Source organism: Acetobacterium wieringae, from assembly GCF_026646375.1.
GTDB lineage: Bacteria > Bacillota > Clostridia > Eubacteriales > Eubacteriaceae > Acetobacterium > Acetobacterium wieringae_A.
In genome coordinates this window covers 158,549-180,210 of the sequence record NZ_JAIPPU010000003.1, presented here as the reverse complement: position 1 = coordinate 180,210, position 21,662 = coordinate 158,549, and the positions used below count along the sequence as shown (strand labels likewise).

Annotated in this window: 17 protein-coding genes; 14 read left to right on the top strand and 3 right to left on the bottom strand. The window is 46.5% G+C overall.

Translation table 11 applies throughout. From position 1 onward, the window contains the following. Positions 1-41: 41 nt before the first annotated feature. Positions 42-2,573: an ATP-binding protein gene (locus tag Q7P33_RS04260; RefSeq protein WP_303867622.1), complete on the bottom strand. Its 2,532-nt coding sequence runs from the start codon at positions 2,571-2,573 to the stop codon at positions 42-44. A 60-nt stretch (positions 2,574-2,633) separates the two neighbouring features. Next, positions 2,634-3,701, bottom strand: a complete 1,068-nt coding sequence (locus Q7P33_RS04255; protein ID WP_303867619.1) for an HD domain-containing phosphohydrolase — start codon at positions 3,699-3,701, stop codon at positions 2,634-2,636. Positions 3,702-4,129: 428 nt separating this feature from the next. On the opposite strand from Q7P33_RS04255, the gene Q7P33_RS04250 reads away from it, so the two are divergent. Continuing rightward, the gene (locus Q7P33_RS04250) at positions 4,130-4,288 is read left to right on the top strand and encodes a phage holin family protein (RefSeq protein WP_303867615.1); all 159 of its coding nucleotides are present in this window, start codon (positions 4,130-4,132) and stop codon (positions 4,286-4,288) included. Positions 4,289-4,390: 102 nt separating this feature from the next. Here the strand turns inward: Q7P33_RS04250 and Q7P33_RS04245 are convergent, their stop codons facing one another. Continuing rightward, positions 4,391-8,116 (bottom strand): cadherin-like beta sandwich domain-containing protein, encoded by a 3,726-nt coding sequence (locus Q7P33_RS04245; protein WP_303867613.1) that lies wholly within the window; start codon positions 8,114-8,116, stop codon positions 4,391-4,393. 472 nt (positions 8,117-8,588) lie between these two features. Here Q7P33_RS04245 and Q7P33_RS04240 point away from each other — a divergent pair, with 472 nt between their 5' ends. The 13 genes from Q7P33_RS04240 (at position 8,589) to Q7P33_RS04180 (ending at position 21,513) form a co-directional block, all read left to right on the top strand. Continuing rightward, positions 8,589-9,317 carry a hypothetical protein gene (locus tag Q7P33_RS04240; RefSeq protein WP_303867611.1) on the top strand — a complete coding sequence of 243 codons (729 nt, stop codon included), beginning with the start codon at positions 8,589-8,591 and terminating at the stop codon, positions 9,315-9,317. A gap of 344 nt (positions 9,318-9,661) precedes the next feature. Continuing rightward, positions 9,662-10,264: a bifunctional 2-polyprenyl-6-hydroxyphenol methylase/3-demethylubiquinol 3-O-methyltransferase UbiG gene (locus Q7P33_RS04235; RefSeq protein ID WP_303867608.1), complete on the top strand. Its 603-nt coding sequence runs from the start codon at positions 9,662-9,664 to the stop codon at positions 10,262-10,264. A gap of 19 nt (positions 10,265-10,283) precedes the next feature. Continuing rightward, positions 10,284-12,494, top strand: a complete 2,211-nt coding sequence (locus tag Q7P33_RS04230; protein ID WP_303867607.1) for an MrcB family domain-containing protein — start codon at positions 10,284-10,286, stop codon at positions 12,492-12,494. 68 nt (positions 12,495-12,562) lie between these two features. Continuing rightward, positions 12,563-14,935 (top strand): restriction endonuclease-like protein, encoded by a 2,373-nt coding sequence (locus Q7P33_RS04225; RefSeq protein WP_303867605.1) that lies wholly within the window; start codon positions 12,563-12,565, stop codon positions 14,933-14,935. Positions 14,936-15,044: 109 nt separating this feature from the next. Next, positions 15,045-15,251 carry a hypothetical protein gene (locus Q7P33_RS04220; protein ID WP_303867603.1) on the top strand — a complete coding sequence of 69 codons (207 nt, stop codon included), beginning with the start codon at positions 15,045-15,047 and terminating at the stop codon, positions 15,249-15,251. 3 nt (positions 15,252-15,254) lie between these two features. Next, positions 15,255-16,295: an LPO_1073/Vpar_1526 family protein gene (locus Q7P33_RS04215; RefSeq protein WP_303867602.1), complete on the top strand. Its 1,041-nt coding sequence runs from the start codon at positions 15,255-15,257 to the stop codon at positions 16,293-16,295. A gap of 59 nt (positions 16,296-16,354) precedes the next feature. Beyond that, the gene (locus tag Q7P33_RS04210; RefSeq protein ID WP_303867601.1) at positions 16,355-17,425 is read left to right on the top strand and encodes an NERD domain-containing protein; all 1,071 of its coding nucleotides are present in this window, start codon (positions 16,355-16,357) and stop codon (positions 17,423-17,425) included. A 40-nt stretch (positions 17,426-17,465) separates the two neighbouring features. Further along, positions 17,466-18,209, top strand: coding sequence for an NERD domain-containing protein (locus Q7P33_RS04205; RefSeq protein ID WP_303867599.1), 744 nt, complete (start codon positions 17,466-17,468; stop codon positions 18,207-18,209). A 201-nt stretch (positions 18,210-18,410) separates the two neighbouring features. Then, positions 18,411-19,079, top strand: coding sequence for an alpha/beta hydrolase (locus tag Q7P33_RS04200; RefSeq protein ID WP_303867597.1), 669 nt, complete (start codon positions 18,411-18,413; stop codon positions 19,077-19,079). 180 nt (positions 19,080-19,259) lie between these two features. After that, entirely contained in the window at positions 19,260-19,742 is a 483-nt protein-coding gene (locus tag Q7P33_RS04195) for a hypothetical protein (protein ID WP_303867596.1), read from the top strand. Between the two features lie 227 nt (positions 19,743-19,969). Continuing rightward, entirely contained in the window at positions 19,970-20,290 is a 321-nt protein-coding gene (locus Q7P33_RS04190) for a hypothetical protein (protein ID WP_303867595.1), read from the top strand. Between the two features lie 42 nt (positions 20,291-20,332). After that, on the top strand, positions 20,333-20,659 hold the full coding sequence (locus tag Q7P33_RS04185; protein ID WP_303867594.1) for a molybdopterin-dependent oxidoreductase: 327 nt from the start codon (positions 20,333-20,335) through the stop codon (positions 20,657-20,659). Positions 20,660-20,709: 50 nt separating this feature from the next. Next, positions 20,710-21,513, top strand: a complete 804-nt coding sequence (locus Q7P33_RS04180; RefSeq protein ID WP_303867592.1) for an EFR1 family ferrodoxin — start codon at positions 20,710-20,712, stop codon at positions 21,511-21,513. The last annotated feature ends 149 nt before the right edge of the window (positions 21,514-21,662 follow it).

Genomic DNA, 21,662 nt, shown 5'->3' with positions numbered 1-21,662 from the left:
ACCCAAAATGGTTGGTGCTTTTTTTGCCCTGAGGGCACGCTTTATTTCGTCTGGCTTAACAACGCTTGAATTCGGGTTAAAAACAGCGGGACGTTCAGGGGCTTGGTGAAATAATCGGTAAAGCCCATGGCAATGCCCTTGTCGATATCGGTTGGCATGGCGCTGGCGCTGAGGGCTACCACCGGGATCATGCGGGTTTCGGCAGTAGCTTTTAGCTGTTTTAACACCGCGTAGCCGTCCATTCCGGAGAGATGGATATCCAGGATAATTAAATCCGGTTTTTGGCTGTGGGCCAGCTTAAGTCCCAGCTCGCCGCTTGTTGCTGTTAAAAGCTCAATGTTGGGAATCTTGGCAAGGGCTGCTTCCATTAGTTTCAGGTTGGTCTGATTATCTTCTACATACAGCAAAAGGTAGAGCTGGCCAGATAGCGTCTGGAGGAGATCAGAAGCGATCTGGTCGGTTTTTTCTGAGTTATCAGTCCGCTCCATAAAGGGAATTTCCAGACAAAAATGACTGCCTTCGCCAGGGGTGCTCGTCACATCAATGCTTCCGCTAATCAGTTGGCATAACTGTTTGACCAGGGTTAAGCCGATGCCGGTGCCTTCGACGGAGGCGCTGGTTTCGGGAAGCCGCAGGAAGGGGTCAAAAATCGCGGTTAGCTGGTCAGCGGGAATGCCCAGACCGGTATCGATGACGTCAAAGCGCAGGTGATCGACGGTTTTTTCCAGGCGGATGGTTACCTGGCCGTTCGGGCGGTTATACTTAATGGCATTGGAGATCAGATTGATCAGGATCTGTTTGAGACGAGTTCGATCAGTCACAGTGGTCAGGGTAGCCGGTTCCGGGCGCTCAAAGCTCAGTGTGACCTGGTTTTGGTCAGCCAAAGGTTGCATCAGCGAAAGGATTTCATCCACCAGCGTAAAAAGATCAACCGGTTCATTGGACAGGGAAAAGCGTCCGGATTCGATCCGGGACAGATCGAGAATTTCATTGATCAGATTGAGCAGATGATCCCCAGCCCGGATGATTTCAGTGACATATTGCCTCTGTGATTCGGAAAGCGGTTCCTGAGGATTCATTTCCATCAGCTGGGAAAAGCCCAGAATAGCATTAAGCGGTGTTCGCAATTCATGGCTCATCTGGGACAAAAATTCTGATTTGGCCCGATTGGCTTTTTCTAGGGCCTGATAGGCATCCCCCAATTTTTGGCCCATGGCAATCAGGTTGTGGGCGGTTTCTTCGAGCTCGGTCACCGGCATTGGCGGTTCCGGCTGATAATAATCACCCTGACCGATCTGATCCAGAACGGCATTGATTTTATTGAGCGGCTGCGAGATATTTCTGCTCATGGCATAGGAACGTTTGGATAAAATATAAAAAAACACCGAGTAAAACAGAATCAACCCGGCAATCATCAACAGCCCGATTTGAATCAGTGACTGGTTAATGGCATTGGTATGCTGATAGACATTGGCCTTTGGGACAATCACCAATAGTTTCCAACCAGTTTCTGAAACAGTATTCCAGGAAACCAGTTGTGGTTGGTTGTTTAAGGTGATTTGGGTTGCGCCATTTTGAGAGCGTTTTAACTGTTCGGCCACGGCAGCAAATTCCGGCCGTTTGTAGACATTAAAATCGTCTGGTTTAAAGGTGTCCTGGGTAATGGCTTCTTCATAATGATGGTCGGTTAATTCCCGCAGTCCCCAGTCGGCCTCACCTTGTTGGGGCAGGGCAAGAATGGCGCCATCCTTACCGACCAGGATGCCATAGCCCTGCCAGGGGAATTCCCAGTTGAGGATCTGATTGGCAATCGTGCTGATGGTGACATCGATGCCGACCACCCCTTCTAGAAAATCGCCGTTATAAACCGGGGCAATCGCCGAAGCCATCCAACCATGACCGGCCGGATCAAGATAGGCATCGGTCCAGACCACTTTTTTCTGGGCATTGTGAATATAATCAGCCTCATAATAAAAATTGTATTCCGGGATGTTCATTTTTTCCGGGTATTGTTCCAGCACATTGAAATAGGGGTAGATGACATTAAGGGAATCAAAGCTGTTAAAATAAACTTGTGTCGTTAACGGATGGGTAGAAATGATGTCTTTCATCAGTGGTTGCAGCGCCAGTAGCCGGGCGACTTTATCCCGTTCGGGGGCATTAACTGGCATGACGCCGCTGTAAAAAACCGCCGCCCCGCCAGTGGCCGTATCGCTTGTGGTGACATAGGCGCCGTTATCGGCGTAGGCCAGTCGGGCAGCATCGTCACTGTCTAAAGCCGACGGTGTTGCCAGAGCCTGACTGGTTTGCTGCTGATACAGAGCCGCCACATGGGCGAAATCGTAAAGTTGTTTATTAATCAGCTCGGCTTCTTTTTCAGCCAGCAGGTTGAGTTCAAGATTTACGGATTCCTCCAGAGCCGCTTTGGTTTCCCAGCGGGACCAGTTATTGGCGCTAAAATAGATCCCCACAAAAACCAGCTCGACTACCACCAACGGGATCAGGGCTGTGCGAAGATAGGATTGCCAAATCCACTTAAAGACCGAGATCGGTTCGGTATTATTTTTTTTCATTTCTCCAGTCTCCTTGGTGATGGTTAGAAGTGCCTACTAAAAAAGTCTAAGCGCTCCGGATCAATTGGTACACTCGTTATAGATTTTAATGAAACGGTCAACATTGTCCAAAAACAGCTGCAGCAGCTCCGGATCAAAATGATGCCCGGCTTCCCGGGCCATTAAGTCCAGGGTGCTGTTCATCGTCCAGGCCGGTTTATAGGGGCGTTCTGACAATAGCGCATCAAATACATCGCAGATGGCCGTTATTCGACCCTCAAGCGGAATGGCATCAGCCGCTAATCCGGCCGGGTAACCGCTGCCATCCCATTTTTCGTGATGACTCAAGGCGATAACCTCGCCCAGCTGCAGCACCGTCGCAGCGCTGCCGGTTAAAATATCGGCCCCTTTCTGGGTGTGGGTTTTCATGATTGCCATTTCCTCAACAGTCAGAGGACCGGGTTTTAACAGAATGCCGTCAGGGACGCCGATTTTTCCGATATCATGCATCATCGCCGCCTGAGACAGGAGCAGACAGTCGCTTTGATCAAGCCCCCATAGCTGACCCAGCACGGCAGCATACTGACCAATCCTAAGGATGTGATTGCCGGTGTTGTCGTCCCGGAATTCGGCTGCTATCAGCAGTTTATTGACCAGCTCCAGCTGGATGTTTTCGATTTCCCGGGTACGTTCGGTGACCCGTTCTTCCAGCAGGCGATTATTTTCTTTGGTGGCGTTATGGAGCAGGCGAATCTCGAGTAGATTAGTGACCCGCATGATCACTTCGGTATGATCAAAGGGTTTACCGATAAAATCCCGGGCTCCCAGCTCCAGCGACTTGAGGCGGTTTTCTTTATCGCTCTGGGCGGTAATCACAATCACCGACAGATAGTCTTCGTTCTCTAGCGCATTTAATTGCTTAAGAATGTCAAAGCCGTCAAGATAGGGCATTTTTAAGTCCAATAGCAGTAGATCCGGCTGAAACGTCTGATAGGTGCTAAGCACCTCCCGGGAATCCGTTAGGGTGACAATATTGGTATAGCCACTGAGTTTTAATAATTGTTCCAGTAAAAAGACATTGGCTGGCGTGTCATCGACAATCAGAATCCGGGAAGTCTGCTTAATTAAGGTCATTGTTTTGGTTAACATGTGATTACCCCCATTCCTTGAGAAATAGCCAGAAGCGCTGTTATTTATTTTATCACAACGAGAAAACGATTTCAATCATTCTAAATTAGTCTGAAGATAATCGATTATCTGGTTGTCTCTGGCAATACCATCATTGATGTTAAATGTGGCCGTGATGGACATTTGAGTTCCCATCCGATTGAATAATAAGAAATGCTAGACGGTTTGGCTTAAAGGTCGGACCAGCAACAAAATACTAAACAGAGACGATGTGAAATAATACTGAGTTAAGATGCGCCTGTTTAAGCAGAGTGACTAAAATACCGGATGTTCACAAATTTTGGGAAGTGGCCCAGAAGTTTGTGAACATCCGGTTTTTTGCGTGTTGACGAGCCGAAAAATGGGACGTGCTTGAGAACTTTCCGCCATCTCTTTGGCCAAGCCGCTAATTGATACGCACCGGGGCACCACTGCGCTCGGCGATGATCTTCTTCTACCTCGCCAACGAGGGTCTGAGTATTTGTGAAAATCTGGCCGTCCTCGGGGTGCCCATCCCCAAACGCTTAAAACAGGTGGTGGCCGAACTGGGAGAGGAAGAAGTGCCTTAAAAGAATACACCACCGCCCCCCTCATGATCGAGGAAGGGCGGTGGTGTTTTTTTGCGGCGGTTTTATTTGCGTAAAGCAAACCACCAATCAGTATTAATAACTTCACTGTACAGTAACGGTATTGATAGAAGGATCAGAGACATTTCCCGCCAAATCGACCGCATAAACTTTGTAAGTCCCGGGACTAAGCCCGGCAGTGGCTATCGATATATCGGTGTTAATTGCGCTTACCGCTGCACTGGTTGCCTTGCTTGCAGTGACTAGCGCATCCAGTGACGCTTTATCGGTAACTGTTGCGGATTCGATGACCAGATAAAGCCTGCCCAACTCGTTACTCCGGGCGCCGGTAATCGCTGTGCCAACATTTACCGTCTGTGTTGGTACTGTTGGTGCTGCCGGGGGGGTATCATCAATGGTTATCGTATGATATGACATGGCCGACAAGTTGCCTGCTTCATCGGCGGCGACAACCTTATAGGCCCCTTCGCTTAAGTTGGTTGTTGCAATTGCCGTTGCCGTAGAACTTGCTGTAATGGCCACTGCGGTGGCGGCACCGTTTGTCACTGCCAACTCTGCTGCCGCCTGGGTAGTGATGCCCGAATTCGCCAAAACCAGATAAGCCTTGCCTTTCTCGTTGCTTGTGACATTGACAGATACCCCGGAATGGACACTGAGATGATCGCCTTGCGAAACAAAGGCTTCTGGGGGAGTACTATCCCAGGTATAGGTGGCGGTAGTGATGGCACTATTGGTATAGCCGGTTTTGGCGGCCATGACTTTTAAGGTAAGGGTGTTGCCATTGTTTGGATTTAGGGTACTGAAGTCTACTGTGGTCGCTGATGTGCTTGCAGTTGTGGGCTCGGCTACCGTTGTTCCGATGGCCGCGTTATAATAACAGGTGGCATCGCTGGTAGCCGTTGTCAGTTCGATTATTTTCGCCGGTCCGATTTTTCCGGAAGCCGGGCTGACAGCAGGTGTCGCCACAATCGCGGCCGTTGTGGTGCACGTCAGGGGACCGGTTATTATGCTGGTGTAGGTGATCACCTGCGTTTCCAGACTTGAATCGTCAAAGGTGGTGCCGCTCCAGGTGACCGTATCACTGGCAACGGTTTTGCTGATGCTGAAGCTGACCTTTGACCCACTGACAACCAGACTGCCGGGGGCGATTGGCGTATTGCGTAGCGGGATCACCGGATGATCGGAGGCATAGGCAGCACTGACGGTCCCCCAGGAACCAGTCCCATTGTCGGCAGCAGTCGTGTAGTTGACCGTAAAGTGGGCGCTGGTTAAAGTTGTTTCATCATTAATGGTCTGGCCGGTGTAGCTCCCGTTGACAAAGAGGTAGCGTGTCCCGCTTTGCGCTGTCAGGGTGTAGACCCCGGGACTAACGCTTGCAGTCATGGCAACCGGAGCAGGGGTATCGGCCGACGATCCCAAAGCGACACTGGTTGGATTTGCCGCGACTCCATCAATTGTGATGGTAACATGAGCGGTATAGTTCACCGCAACGACGGCAGAGATGTTGACAAACTGGATCACCTTATCAGCGCTGTCGACGGCGGCAATGCCAATGTTTTTGCCGTTGGCGGCGGTGACTAAATTCGCGGCTGTCGGATTTAGCTGATTGGCAACATGGGCAGACCAGTCGGCACCGACATCGGGGGTCGGGACAGCCTGATCATCGCTGCTGATCAGATACAAAAATTTAGCTGAACCAGACGGCAGGGCCGGCATGGTAATGCTGGTTTTATCACTGCTGGCACTGTCATCAGCAATCTGGACGCCGGCAAGGGTGGGTGTCGCTGCCCGGTTGATCGTCAGTTCATAATGCCTGGCCGAGGTGGTGTCTTCAGAGGTGATTCTCAGATACGCTTTTGTCGCACTGCCGGAAGTCAAGGTGAGTGGACTAGTCTCGGTTGCAAAGTTACTGTCTGAAAAGAGCTTAACGGTTGCGCCAACATCGGCGGTGATATCGGCAAGCTGGATCGTATTTTGACTATTTTCAACATCCAGATTCACCTGGATGGGGCTAATTGGTGTCCCGGTGCCCAAACCTGTCAAAACGACCTGCCCAAAAACAGTTCGCAGAGTTGCGCCAAAGGAGAGAATGTGGGTTGCGGCACTGGTAACGGTGCCACTGTAACTGCCGGCACCAATAAATTGAACCTTATAATATTTTCCGGCGTCGCTACTAATGAGTGAATAGGTTTTCTCAGTCAAGCCGGGAATTGCCGAATAAACCCCGTTTTCGCTATCACTTCGCAGCCACTGATAGCTACCCGTTGCGGCAGCGGGGGTTGGCTCAGCGGTCAGGTTCTGGCCGTTTACCGGCGTACCGGTAATCGCAATCGCCGTGACCGGGGTGGTGCTGCTTCCGCCGCCACCACCAGGCGCAACCGGTACAACAACCGGCGGTTCAGTAACCGCGGGATCGACGGTTTGATTTTCGGGCTTGACCTGGTAGGTGACACCATCGGCATTGACATCAGCCTGGTTAATTGTGCCCTGTCCTTTTACAGCGGCTGCTTCATCAAAGACCATTTGGCCAACCGTCGAACTGTAATCCATCTGGATTTCACAGTTCTTTGCGCCATCGCTGACAGTCATTGAAGCAATCAGTCCGTCGCGGGTTTTTACAATGACGTCTGAGGCATTGATGCTGACTCGGTCAAAATCTCCTTCCAGAAGCACTTCTTCGCCGGCTGTGGTATTGTCAATAATAACGGTTGCGCCGGTTAAATCGGTTGCCACAACCCGGATCGCGCCCGTTGGGGTGCGTTCAATCACAATTTCATGGTACTGCCCGGCATTGATGTGAATGCTGTTGATCCCGCCGCCGCGGATAAAGGTTTGCCCTAAAACTGTGACATTGTTGAGCGTTACGTCACCATCACCGACTTCTTCGGCAATGGTCAGATTCCGGCTGATCAGCATATTCTGTAGGACAACCCGACTGGCTTTTATGGTTACGTCGCCGGATAGTGTTTCGAGCCCAATTTCCGGTCCATAAGTACCGGCCTGATCAAAAGTCTTTAAGGTAACCAGAGCCGCATAGGCATTTTGAATTGTTGCGGTTGCGGTGTCAATTTCAGCTTGAATATTGGCTTTCGAAACCGCATTTTCGGCAAGCACCGCCTGAAGATTACGCCATGTATCGGCGGCGTAGTCGTTTTCCTGTAACTGAGCGATCGTGTCAAGCAGCGTCTGATAGCGACTTAGATTGACTTCCTGTTTGACAAGTTTAACCTGCAATTCTTCCAGACGCAGGCCAGAACCGGTGGTTCCCAGCTCCGCCCCATTTTCAACCCAACCCCAAGCGTCGCCGGTTAGGGGAAGATCACCGCGGTTTTGGACATGACCGCGATAGCAGATATCATACCCGGGAAGATTTTCAAGCCAAATTCTGATCGACTCAACCCGCAGGCCGCGGCCACTGGTGCCGGCAAAGGCCCCATCACTGACCGGATCAAGCCAGCCCAGGTTCTCGACATGAACCTGGTACTTAAGACTGGCCCCCTCGGGGATGGCACCGGTCATTTCGATCCAGAAGCCTTCAATGCGGAGGGACTGGCCGCGCGTCCCGATGGCATCCGGCCCGATCAGCATCGTCCCTTCAGGCTTGGGCATATTGCCGTAATTCTGAATGTGTCCGCGATACTGTATCCCGATCGATGTATTTGCGTCAGCAGGGACATCGTCGGTATTGGCGGATACAGTGCCTGGGCTGCATAAAAAAATGATAAAAAAGAAAATAAACGAAACAATCGTCGCCAGTGAATAAGTAAAAAAAACCTTGTCACTGTTTTTGGGTTGCATAACCGTTTTCATCTCAACTTCTCCCTTTCTCCTAAACGATAAACGTTTTCTATGCCTTAATTATATCAAGCGCATCACGCTTCATCAAGTGAAAGCACTCCATAAAAATAATTAATAATGATTATCGATAACATATCATTGTGACAAAGCGGGGATCTGACAGAGTTCAGGCCAGTTTTGGGCTCAATGTAAAACCCGAAGCTCAATGGGTCAGGCGATTATTTACCGCTTTAAACCTTTGAATTATTTTAAAAACGGCGTATAATAAAAGCATTAAAAAAGCGCCGGGCCATCCGCCAGTCAAGGCCGGGTGAGGCAAAAGGCAGAAACGGAAGGACAATGGATAAACCCCCCCACAAAGGCCACCGCCAGCGGGTCAGGACCCGGGCCATCGTTGACGGCATCGACAGTTTTGAGGTGCACCAGATTCTGGAGCATCGGCTGTTGTGATGCGGTGCTTAAACGTTAGAAAAGAGGAAGTTTGATGATTAAACAGGGTTTGCGTTGGTGGCTGGTGTTGCTTTTGCTGTTGGCAGTGGCGGCGATTGCGGCCGGTTTGTTTATCCAAGACGAGTTGCTCTGGGGCTTGGGCCTGGGGTTTCTGCTGTTTTTTATGATGCTGGTGCCGGTTATTGCCATGCGGGCCAGACGGCTGGGGCGCGTTGACCAAACCCCGGCCCTGGCGACCTGGCGCTACACCCCCGATGAAGCCCGCCAGGTGGCCCGCGATCTGCTGGCCTGGCAGCGGCAGCGTAACCGCTGGCTGGTGCCGTTTACAGCCGGCTGTCTGGCGCTGCTCGGCGGGGTTTTTGCGGTGATTCTGCATCTGGAGTTTCCCGACCGGCCGCTGTGGCAATGGTTGCTGCTGGTAGTGCCGGCAGGCTTACCCTGGGTTGTCCGGGGGGCCTATCACGGCTATCTGCGCCACCGGATTAAAAGAGCCCCCTGCGAAACCCGAATCGGCCGCCATTTTTTAATCTGGGGCAATGTCCGTCCGGTCTTTAATGAACGCGATACGCTGGTCGTCACTGCCGCCGACTACCTGAGCGAAAACGGCCGGCACTACCTCAAGGTCTGTTATCACAGTACCGAGCGGATGCGCTATGGCAAGGCAGAGTTTGACGATTGGGTGCTGCTTTTGATTCCGGCGGGGCACGAAAGCGAAGCCCGGGCACTGTTGACCATAATCGGTGACCAAAGCGAGCAATCATAAGCACCGCCGATCCAGGAAACGGTCGCCGATAGCCTCCGGACATTACCAAGCCGCCCCTCCATTACTGCAATGGTGGGGCGGCTTTTTCGTTTGGCTGTGTGCGAGGCAAATAAGAGCTCGGGCGCGCTGAGCCGCCCGCTAAATTTAGCAGATGTCAACTTTTTCTAGGGCTGACTTTCTGTCAGGGCGTGGTAGTTGATAAAAAAGGCAATAATTTTCGCGGGAAGGTTTGGCATTAGGGGGGAATGGGCGTATAATAGAAAGGTAAGACTAAAATTTACGAAAATAAGCATTTTTAACACATTTAAATACCCAAAGGGGCCACCACCGATCAGGAGAAAAAGATGTCTCACAATCCTAATAAAACGCTGCACTACTATAACCATACCGCCCACACCTTTGTTCAGGGCACCGTTGATGCTGACCTTTGCAAACTGCATCGCCTCTTTTTAAAGCTGCTGCCAATCCAGGCCCACATCCTCGATCTGGGCTGCGGCTCCGGCCGGGATGCCAAGGCGTTTATAGATGCCGGATATAAGGTTACTGCGATGGATGGCTCCGACGGCTGTTGCAAACTGGCCGGCGATTACATCGGCCAGCCGGTGCTCTGTCAGACCTTTGACGAACTCGATTTTGTGAATGCCTTTGACGGCGTCTGGGCCTGTGCTTCGCTTTTGCATGTGCCCTACGGTGAACTGACCGGCATCTTTGAAAAAGTTGTTCGGGCCTTACGTCCCGGCGGCACTCTGTACGCGTCCTTTAAATACGGTGATTTTGAAGGGGAACGCAACGGCCGGTATTTTACCGATCTCACCGAAGAACGGCTGCTGGGGCTGCTGGAGCCGATGGCGGGGCTGGAGGTTGTGGAGACCTTTGTGACTGGAGATGTAAGAGAAGGTAGAGATGCGGAGAAGTGGTTGAATGTGATTGGAAAAAGAAAAAAATAAACAAGAATTTGGGGAGAATATGAAACAGAAGTTTTTTGATTATATCGGAGATAAAGAAAATTTAGCAAATTATCAGAAATCGTATAAATTAGTTTTTTTAAAAGCAATCTTTGAAAACATGGATCAAGAAGGAAAAGTTTCGGCAGCCAAGATAGCCGAGACCTTTAAAAGTTACTATGTAGCTCGTGTTGACAGCGGAAAAGAACCAGATTTTGATGTTGAGTCACGTATTCGTAATGTTAAAGAGTCTTCAATTGAACAAATCCTTGCTGTGATTAAAGATAATCCCTACCGAGTGATTAATGAAAAAGGCTATATTTCTTATAAAACAATAAATGATGTCGATTATTTTTGTCTCAATCCTGAGTTGCTTGCAGAGCTAGATTCAACTGACATCGATGAGCTTAAGAAAACTTTCGATTATAAACTCAACAAATATTTCAAACTACGTGATGAAACCCTAACGCTGCGCGACGGACTTAATACCATGTTGGAAAACTATGCGAAGGCGCGAAATTCGGAACCATTCACAAAGAATCCATTAGGTGACTTAATGCGTAAAAAAATCCCGAAAGCAATTGAACTGTTGCCTTTTTTTGATGGCCAAAAATATTTAATAAAAGGTAGTATTGGACAGGGCAATTGGGCAGTGTCACCCTGGATTGGGATTTTTGATAAGACAATAACAAAAACACCGCATAGTGGAGTTTATATCGTCTATACTTTTTCAGTTGATGGTGAAAGCCTTTACCTAACTCTCATGCAAGGCGTTACCGCATTACAGAAGGAGCTAAAGCCAAAAGGTGCATTACGAAGACTAGAAGAAATTAGAGATGCAATCCGTAGTCAAATCAATCCCCGTAATTTTAGTACAGACAACAATCTACTAACTGGCGAAGACTCTCTTTATGCAAGTACGATTTTTCATAAAACTTACAAGAAAGGTCAACTGCCTGACAATTCGCAATTAGCAACGGATTTGGAAGAAATTATGGGTCTTTATCAGGTGTATCATACATTATTTGTGGAACATCCAGAGAAAATTGGCCTTGAGATTGAAAGTTTACCAGAAGTATATATTGAAGATCAAAATGACATATCAGTAACCGACGAATTAGCTCGGATCAGTGATTATATCAAAACCAGAGGCTTTTCCTATGAAGCCGGGATGATTGAAAATTTTTACCTGAGTCTCAAAACCAAGCCATTTGTGATTTTAGCCGGCACCTCAGGTACCGGTAAAACTAAACTGATTAAACTTTTTGGTGAAGCCATTGGCGCGACCAGAGAAAACGGCCAGTATCTAATGGTACCGGTGCGCCCTGATTGGTCGGATTCGTCGGATTTATTAGGCTATCTTGATTTAAATGGCAAGTTTGTCCCCGGGGTGATTACTAATTTTATTTGTACCGCCATCGGCGACTTAGAAAAACCCTATATCCTTTGTTTAGACGAAATGAATCTCGCTCGGGTTGAATACTATTTCAGTGATTTCCTCTCGGTCATGGAAACCAGAGAAAAGTCAAATGAACGGTTAAAATCCACGGAATTACTAAACCCCAATCTCTTTGGCCAGGATGAAGCCGCCCGTAGTCAGTATCAGGGGCTCCACATTCCCGAAAATCTTTATCTTATTGGTACCGTCAATATGGATGAAACCACCTTTCCCTTTAGCAAAAAGGTTCTCGATCGGGCTAACACCATTGAATTATCCTATGTCGATTTGGATTTGATCATTGGACAACAAAAAAGCCCGGTATTTAATGTTGTTCCCAATACATTTCTAAAAACAGAATATCTCTACCTTAATGAATGTCAGGATTGTGAAGACATTTTGCTCGAAACCATTTCGACCCTCAAGCAAATAAACGCGGTTCTGGGTGCCGGCTTTGCCCAATTTGGTTATCGGGTACGTGATGAAATCTGTTTTTACATGGTCAATAACCAGAATAATGAAATTTTAGAACAGAATATTGCTATGGATTATTGCATCCTACAAAAGATTTTACCGCGTATTCAAGGGAGTAGCATGAATATTAAGGACGTGATGATTTCATTATTTGCAATCTGCGCTGGGACATCAAATGTTTTAATTGAGAGGGACAATGCCAGCACCAAGATGTTTGAATATTTGCAAGTAAAGAATATTTTTTATCGCAAGAGTGCTGAAAAAATTGCCTTTATGACACAGCGCTTAGAAGAAGATGGTTTTACATCTTACTGGTTATAAATATGGATCTCTTGTCATTCACGAATCAAAAGATTAGGGTAACCATTCGTGGTAATCCCGGAAATTGTTTGTATCATTATAGTGGAGAAGCTGAAGATGCGAGTATCCAAGTCTTTGCCCAGGATCATGGCGAACTCACTTACAATGAAGGAGACAACGAAAAAACCGCCAGTATTCAACCCAAACAGCGTTTCTTTATAAGCACCCAGCCGTTATTTTTTGAGTACCAGAGCTATGAAATGATCATCGAAAATGAATCGGGTAAAGTTTTGGAATTTTGGCATCAAAGTCCTTTGATCCGTGATAAGATCAAACCGCTGGGGCGATCCGGAAAGCTTTACACGGGGGTTGTCAATTTAGCCGGTGAAATTGGCTATAGCGATTTTGAAATTCTATTGGATGGCAAACGTAATCTCAACCTTACCATTGAGATATTTCCGACCAAGATCAGTTACCGCAAAGACTACAATGAGCTGATGATGGACGTCACCAATGAGGTTTATGAATTAGCTTTTGATTTTATCAAAAGAACCTACCAAGGCGCTAGCCTCAACCAGAAACAAAACAAAGATGCTACGGTTTTTTATAGCATCCTGCGACAACTCTATGACCCCTTTATCCAAGCCCTCGATCAGTTAATGTTGCGTCCCCATCATCAGCTTCATAAGGTGAGTGAGGTCGTGCCGGCAAACAAGGTCAAACGAACTAACCGCGACACCATCAAATGGCTGCGTAAAAATCAACGGGAGATCACAAAAAAAGATAGCGGCTATTGTATCAACCGAGCTTTGACAGTCAAAAAAGAAATCACCTACGACACTATGGAAAATCGCTTTGTCAAGTTTATCGTAAGCACCATTCGACAACGCATTCAAAATGTCAAGAATCATTATGAAAAATTAGCCCGTACCGCTGACCCTGCCTTACTGGATACCCTCCAAGGGATGATCCGCGGTATCGATGTCCGGCTGTATTCAGATTTTCTCAATCGGGTGGGGGAATTTGACAGTCGCACCAGCATGTCGTTGGTGTTTATGATGGCTCCAGCTTATCACAGTCTTTATCATTATTATTTAATGCTCAATCAGGGGTTGACCTTAACTGGGGATTTATTCCATATTTCCACAAAAGATTTGCCAGCCCTTTATGAATATTGGTGTTTTATTAAATTAAACGCGATCTTGAAAACAAAATATGAACTGAAAGCCCAAAATATCATCAAGGTCCATAAAAACCGTCTTTTTGTGACATTAAAGAAAGGGGCTGAGTCCCGGGTTCGTTATCTCAACCCACGAAATGGGGAAGAGCTGTTCTTAGCCTATAACCCCAAAAGTCACGCCTTACCAACGGTTACCCAAAAGCCTGATAATGTCCTGACCCTTAAGAAAAAAGAAAACGGCTTGACCTATAAATATATCTTTGATGCCAAATACCGCATCAATACTGCCCTTCCCGGAAGCGCCTATCAGCAGATTTATCAAAACCCCGGCCCACAAGAAGATGACATCAATACAATGCACCGCTACCGCGATGCCGTGGTTTATGAAACCACCGGCAGCCACCAATACCAACAAGGGATGTTTGGTGCCTATATTCTCTTTCCCTATCACAACGAAACAGAATACCTGCACCACCGTTTTTATAAAAGTATTGAAACGGTCAACATCGGTGGCTTACCCTTTCTACCATCGGCAACTAACTTGGTCGAAAAACAATTGGCAGAGCTGATCGATGAATCGGCAGAATCAGCCTTTGAACGAGCGCTCTTGCCCATTGGCATTGAGAACAAATTAAAGCAGGTTGACTTTAGCCACCGGGATGTTTTAGTCGGGGTGGTTAAAGACGAGAAGCAATTAGCCGCCAATCTAAGCCACTGTTTTTATCATATCCCTCAGAGAAGCGTGGCTGAAAAACGTTTTCCGATTCATACTATTGCCTTGTATCAATCCATTAGTGCGTTTGGGAAAAAGGAATCAGGTATTTGCTATTATGGCGAAGTGGTCAGCTATGAAACGATAAAACGTGAACAGATTACCGAAATTCCTAGCAAACAAAATGTTGATGAAGTTTACTATAAATTCACCGTAAGAGAATGGTTGCAACTGTCAACCCCCATCAAACCAAAAGAAATCGGGCCGCTTGTCAATACCTACACCAACCGGTACCTGTTAGAAAACGCCACCCACGTAGCAGAGCTATATATAAAAACGGAGGAAGAATACCGCCTCTACTACGAACTAAAAAGGATCACCGATATCTCGATTCAAGAACAGAATAGTGAAGTACAAGGATTTTTGTTTGGTAATAACTGCGTTGTGATCCGGGATGGCAAGATTCACCTCTTTGCGGAGGATGGGCGTGAATTAGAGTTTGCAGTTACGGAGTTTAGGAGGCGGCCTAGGGAAGTGATGAGAGGGATTGGGATTATGACGAAGATTTAAAATTATGTTTATTTTATAGTTTGCATAGTTTCGCAAAAAACATATCAATAATGCTGGGTTTTGCATTTCACAAATTCTTTTAATGTTTTAAGATAGGAGATCGTTATTTATGCAATGGATAAACGAAAATAAAGAATGGTTGTTCAGTGGTTTAGGCTTAACACTATTAAGCATAGTTGTATTTATTATAAAAAGATTTTTTAAAAGTGGTGTTTCTAAAAATGATCATGTAATAATGAAACAAAATAACAAGAAAAATTCAAAAAATATACAAATAAATGAATTTAATTTAAATATTGATAGGAAAGAAGAATGAAAAGTGGACGAGAAATTGTATCAAAAAAACGGTAGAGAAAGTAATAATATTCAAGTAGGAACGATTAACAGTTTTGGATTGAGTTATACAGAAACTAAAGAACTATGCCGTGATTTAATAAGTGATGAGTTGTCTATATATAAGAATGAGGCAGAAATAGAGGCACATAGAAGAAATGAAAAGTTTTTGGATGATTTCATTTTACGCTTAAAGGATGAAAAACTGACAAATGAAATAGTCTTAGAGGAATTTAAGAATCCGGACACACAGCATTGTTTTGTCAATGCGCAAAAAGCGTTTATTAGAACTGGCACACCCGAGATGGAAGAAATATTAACACGACTGATGGTGGATAGAATAAAAGAAAATAAGAGAACTCTTTTACAAATTGCATTGAATGAAGCGATTACAGTTGTTCCTTTACTTTTGCCTGAACAGTTTGACATACTTGCGTTGGTTTTTTTACTGAGATATACAATAAATAATACTATTGTTTCAAAGGAGACTTTTAAGAATTATTGTAAAAATTATTTATTGCCACAGATTATAGGCCTCAATAAAAAAGAATCACTATATCAACATATCGAATATGCAAAATGCGGTAGCATTACATTAGCTGAAAATAGACTGTCAGATATTTTCAGCAGAAGATATAGAGGTCTTTTTTTACATGGTTATACTAAACACGAGATAGAAGATTTGTCAAGTAAGTATCCTCAATTATTCACAAGTTGTTTGAATGATGTCGAATTAATTCAGTTTAATACTATAAATGAAGATTCTCTGGTAAATGCATTAAAAGAATACAAAATGAACGAAGAAGAAATTAATCGTACTGTCACATTATTTAATTCAAATGTTATGGATAATGAAAAGATTACTAGTACTGTATGTGATTTGGTACCTGATATGAAACAACTATTTGAAGACTGGGATAATTCTAGTATGAAAAACCTTACGTTAACATCCGTGGGAATAGTAATTGGAGCTACTCATCTGAAAGAACGGAGCGAAGAAAAGTTTGATTTAAATATTTGGGTTTAATTATTTTAAAAATATAAATCACGAAAAGAGAAAAAGTTTCAATTAGGAGGTACCCGCCCATGTCCCTATTCACCCCCAACACCACCCCCATCTTCTTAAAAGAAGATTCCGATACCAGCCAGCAGATTGCCCGACTAAAAGAACTCCATGAGCAGGCCACCGGCAAGCTCAAAGATGATATAGCCCGGGAGCTATCCCTGGTCAGCTATGGCGAAGTCGGTGAGAAAAACATTGCCTTTGAGTTGAAGAACTCCGGCATGCCGATGGTTATTATCCACGATCTTCGCCTGGAGTTTGAAGAGTTGTCCGCCCAGATTGACTATGTGGTGGTCACCCGCAAGCTGATCTTTTTTATCGAGTGCAAAAACCTTTATGGCAACATCGACATTGATGACCAGGGCAATTTTGTCCGCAGCTATCCCTGGAATGGTCGCACCGTCAAGGAAGGGATCTATTCACCAATTACCCAGAACCAGCGGCATTTAGAAGTGCTCAAACAAATTGGGCGATCGAACCGCAATAATGCTCTCACAAAAACGCTCTATGATAAGAGTTTTGAGGACTTTCATAAAAGTGTTGTGGTACTGGCTAATCCCAAGACGGTGCTCAATGCCAAATCGGCCCCAAAAGAAGTCAAAGATCAGGTGATCCGGGCCGATCAGCTGATTGCCTATCTAAAAAATGCAGAAAAACGATCAAAAGAAATGGGTAGTAATGATAAACGGATGCGCTCGCTCGCAGAAGGTCTTTTAACCCTGCACAGACCGATCCAAACTGACTACGTCCAAAAATTCGAAGACCTGATCAGTCAGCAAACAGCAACAATCATAAAAGCAGAACCCGTCCAACCGCTTGCGGCGGCCAAACAACCGGCGATAGAACCGGTGGTTGAACCATTGCCACTAGCCGCTCTTGCTGCAAACGATGAACTGGTCAGCAAACTCAAAGACTTTCGGCTGAAACAAAGTCGGGCTGAGAATATCAAAGCGTATTGTGTATTCACCGACAAACAAATGCAGGATTTACTAAACAAGATGCCAAAAACCGCAGATGAACTGCTGGGAGTAACCGGTTTTGGTCCGGTAAAGGTCGAAAAATACGGGGCTGCAATTATCGATTTATTAAAATAGAGGATGCGTTTTTTCTAAACAGTTGCTTTGGGGAGGGGTTATGTTTTTTATATTACTCGATCTGTTGTTAATTGGTGGTTTAGTCGCATTAATAATTCATCAAGTCAGGCTGAAAGGTTATCTTGGTGAAAAGGCGGTTGAAAAAATCCTTACTACGTTGCCAAAAGATCAGTATGTCGTTTACAACAATATTTTGCTTCAATCCGATTATGGAACGACTCAAATTGATCATATTGTTCTTTCCGTATTTGGTGTATTTGTCATTGAAACTAAAAACTATCAAGGTTGGATTTTTGGAAATGAAAGAGATGACTATTGGACACAGAATATCTATGGAAAAAAGACCCGGTTTAAGAATCCGATTCGCCAAAATTATGGTCATGTCAAAGCCATCGAGCGTATTTTTTCGGACATTGATGCATTAGAAATCATTCCGATTGTCGCTTTTTCAGGTAGAAGTCAGCTGAAGGTCAATGTGAGTTCAGAAAATGTGATCACATTTTCGCAATTAAAAGACCGAATTGGATCATATACAGTAAAGATGATGAATTTTGAAACAGTTCTGAAGATGGGTGAAGTTTTAATCAAAAACAATATTGACAGCAAAGAAAACCGCATTGAACACAACAGAACAATCAAAAGTAATTTAAAAAAGAACAATCTCAAAATTGCCAATAATGTTTGTCCCAGATGTGGGGGAAACCTGGTCAATCGCAATGGAAAATATGGTCGTTTTATCGGTTGTAGTAATTACCCGAAGTGCCGCTTTACTAAGAAAATTTAAAACAACTATGTTGAAATTTCTAACCATACTTTATATTACCAGTCATCCGTAGAGCCGCGTCCGATTATAGGCCAATAAAAATAGCAAAAAAAGGAGTCTCACTTCTGGGCACTCCCCTAAACGGTCGCGCTAAGCCCCGAACGGGCAGGCATTTCCATATGACCTGGCATTGGACAGGTGTGTTTTAAAAAGGAGAAGAGGATGAATCAACAGATTATCGAAATTGGTAAACGACACGTTACGGTGATGGCTGACCCAAAAGCAAAATGTGGCCCAATTATCTACCTCCACATGGTGGGGGCGGAGCTATCCGATCTGGCCGTTAAACAAGCTGGTGAGCCGGCGGTTCTGGTGGCCATCGATCACGTCGACTGGAACCGTGAGCTAACCCCCTGGCCGGCAAAACGGGCCTTCCGGGGTGGCGAAGATTTTGGCGGCGGGGCTGACGCCTATCTGGCGGAACTGACCGACACCATCGTTCCGGCGGTGGAAGCTTCTCTGGGCATCAGCCCGACCGTCCGGGGGTTGGCCGGGTATTCGCTGGCGGGCCTGTTTGCCCTGTATGCCGGTTATCGCAGTTCTTTGTTTACGCGCATTGCGTCAATCTCCGGCTCCTTATGGTACGATGACTTTCTCGAATTTTGCTTAAATAACCAGCCGCCTGTGGTTTTGGAGCGGGTCTATTTTTCCTTGGGTGACCGCGAAAAGATCGCCCGTAACCCACGCATGGCCCGGGTTGAGGAACACACCATAAAAATTGAAGCGCGGCTGCAAAGCCTGGGTGCTAAGACGATCTTTGAGAAAAACCCCGGCAACCATTTCGACAACACCCGCGACCGGATCGCCAGGGGGCTTTCCTGGATTATCTAAATGTGTGTCGCGTTAAATAAGGCTTAAGGAGACCTCCCCAAGCTGACATCCTCGCCAATCCCCGAAATGATCGCAAAAAACCTGCGGGAAGTTTCCGTCTTTGGCCCGGTTAAGAATGATGGCTGCTTGCCCACGCAGGTCAGCCCGGATCGCAATGAATTCCTTTGAAAGCAGGTAAAAATGAAAATCAATCGAATGCAATTATTTAAAATCGCCGCAGTTATTCTTTATCTATTGTTTTTTTTACTGATGCAGGAGCTGTTTACCAACCTTGAAAATTCGCCCAATACAATAATGTCTTTGGACGAAAATTTCTATCGGCTATTGGGGGTAAAGCTTGCGCTGACCCACTTTTTCCAATGGTTCTTGTTGGGGGTGGTGCTCGCTTTTCTTAATGTGAACGATCGTCCCAGCTTTCATTTTAAAAAGGGTCTTTTTCTGATTGCCATCGCCTGGATGGTTCTGGCTTTTTTGGGATTGTATCCGAATGTTGTTATTATGAGTTTCCCGCACTCAAAGTTTCTGGAATTATTGCGTAATGTGGTACCGGTTTTTTCTGGTTTCTTTCTTTTTAAAAGCCTGTTTGGTGAAGAAAAACGCACCGGTCCTGATCGGAACGAGATTGATACTGCCGATCCTTTTTCAGGTTGGCACTCATCCTAGGCCTGGGATACGGGTGTTTGGCTTTTGCAAAGGCATTGAGAATTGCTCAAAAAAACCGCCCTTGAGTTTTTCCCGATGGTTTGAATGAGTGATTTGGCCATGAAACGGACTAATTGCCAACAAAACAAGGCGACTGTTGCGATTACCTGTTTACAACGGCGTGGAGTGGATACAATATAAGTAAATTTGTCAGGTGGACGCTAAAAAAATGAAAAGGAGATCAGACCATGCGACGAACAGTTAGTATAATAAGTGCGGTGATTGTCCTGGGGATCGCCGTTTACCTGATCAGTACGATGAACTTGTTTTCAGAAAATAACAAGGGCACACCAGATGGGGTTTCCCAGGCGACAGCCGATCGCTATCAGGAAAAAGAAATCCGCGACTATCAGGGGGTTCGGCTGGACCCGGCCATCGGCCCCCGGGATAATTCAATCGCCGGGATTCAAACCGTCGCGCTTGACAGCTATCAGCTAAAGCTGACCGGTCTGGTTGAGACGCCGGTCAGCTTCAGCTATGACCAGGTCCTGGCCAAAGCGCCGGAGTAGCGCCTGATCACCCTCTATTGTGTTGAAGGCTGGCAGGCCACGGTGCTCTGGGAAGGGGTGCAGATCACCGATTTGCTGGCTGATGCCGGCATTAAAGACGAGGCCACCACGGTGATTTTTCACTGTGTCGATGGCTATACCACCTCGCTGCCCCTGGCGACCATTAAAGACCAGGAGATCATATTGGCTTATGCGGCCAATGGCGTGACCCTGCCAGCATCAATGGGATTTCCGTTTATTGTGGTGGCTGAAGATAAACTGGGCTATAAGTGGGCTCGCTGGGTCAGTGAAATCGAACTGTCCAGTGATGAAACCTACAAAGGATATTGGGAAAAGCGGGGCTATGATAACGACGCCGCTGTGAATTAAAATGCCTGCCGACCCGGCCCAAATAGTGTGATGATTGAGAAGGAGATAAAATGAAATTTACAACCTTTTATTTTAGCGGCACGGGCAACACCCGCTGGGCCGTTTATGAATTTGCCCAAATCGTCGGGGAAAAAGGCCATCAGGCCGACGTGGTATCCATCGATATCCAGACCAGGCTCAGTGACGAGCAGATCCGGGCAATTGTTGCCGATGCCGATGCCATCGGCTTTGCCAACCCCATTTATGGTGGCGATATCCCGCCGATCATGCGGGCCTTTATAAGCCGGGTGGTGGATCAGATCGGGCCGCAGAAAATGGCTAAAAGCGCCTATGCCATCAACACCTATGGTTATGTCAATGCCTTTGGCCCCACCGAGATGCAAAAGCTGCTGGATGGTTCGGGGCTTTTACTATCTGCCTACGTTAATCTTGGGCTGTGTAATAATGTCACCGGCAGCAAACCGCTGGATCGGGCCAAACTGGCCAAGCGGATGGTCAAGGGCCAAAAAGAACTAAATCGCCTGGCCGATTGCCTGATCGCCGGTCGCAAGCGGATCAAGGGCCATGGGCCGCAGCTGATGATTGGGGCGATGATCCGCAAAAAAATCCCCGAGGCGATTGCCAAATTTTATCAGACCCTTGGTGTTGATAGCACCCTCTGCACCCACTGCATGGCCTGTGTTGAGAACTGCCCCAGCGGCAGCATTCGGCTTAAAGGCAAACAGTTTGTTTTTTCATCCGGCTGCACCGCCTGCATGCGTTGCTATAATTTTTGTCCCACCGGCGCCATCACGATCGATGGCGTCCGAACCGATCCCCACAAATTCCCCCGCTATCAGGGGCCAGATGCCTAAGCCGAAGGGATGACCGCTCGCTATTTAAGACGCGCAAGGCCGTTTTTTTAAAAAACACTGGCAAACCCGCTCACTGCCCAAAAAGATAGAAACCGACAAACCGGGGTATATACGGTTACAAAAGGCTCGAAATCAACTATCTTTTGGGA

Bases quoted from the DNA above. Each gene is read 5' to 3' on its own strand.
- Q7P33_RS04260 (WP_303867622.1), bottom strand. From the start codon at position 2,573: ATGAAAAAAAATAATACCGAACCGATCTCGGTCTTTAAGTGGATTTGG.
- Q7P33_RS04255 (WP_303867619.1), bottom strand. From the start codon at position 3,701: ATGTTAACCAAAACAATGACCTTAATTAAGCAGACTTCCCGGATTCTG.
- Q7P33_RS04245 (WP_303867613.1), bottom strand. From the start codon at position 8,116: ATGAAAACGGTTATGCAACCCAAAAACAGTGACAAGGTTTTTTTTACT.
- Q7P33_RS04240 (WP_303867611.1), top strand. From the start codon at position 8,589: ATGATTAAACAGGGTTTGCGTTGGTGGCTGGTGTTGCTTTTGCTGTTG.
- Q7P33_RS04235 (WP_303867608.1), top strand. From the start codon at position 9,662: ATGTCTCACAATCCTAATAAAACGCTGCACTACTATAACCATACCGCC.
- Q7P33_RS04230 (WP_303867607.1), top strand. From the start codon at position 10,284: ATGAAACAGAAGTTTTTTGATTATATCGGAGATAAAGAAAATTTAGCA.
- Q7P33_RS04220 (WP_303867603.1), top strand. From the start codon at position 15,045: ATGCAATGGATAAACGAAAATAAAGAATGGTTGTTCAGTGGTTTAGGC.
- Q7P33_RS04210 (WP_303867601.1), top strand. From the start codon at position 16,355: ATGTCCCTATTCACCCCCAACACCACCCCCATCTTCTTAAAAGAAGAT.
- Q7P33_RS04205 (WP_303867599.1), top strand. From the start codon at position 17,466: ATGTTTTTTATATTACTCGATCTGTTGTTAATTGGTGGTTTAGTCGCA.
- Q7P33_RS04200 (WP_303867597.1), top strand. From the start codon at position 18,411: ATGAATCAACAGATTATCGAAATTGGTAAACGACACGTTACGGTGATG.
- Q7P33_RS04195 (WP_303867596.1), top strand. From the start codon at position 19,260: ATGAAAATCAATCGAATGCAATTATTTAAAATCGCCGCAGTTATTCTT.
- Q7P33_RS04190 (WP_303867595.1), top strand. From the start codon at position 19,970: ATGCGACGAACAGTTAGTATAATAAGTGCGGTGATTGTCCTGGGGATC.
- Q7P33_RS04180 (WP_303867592.1), top strand. From the start codon at position 20,710: ATGAAATTTACAACCTTTTATTTTAGCGGCACGGGCAACACCCGCTGG.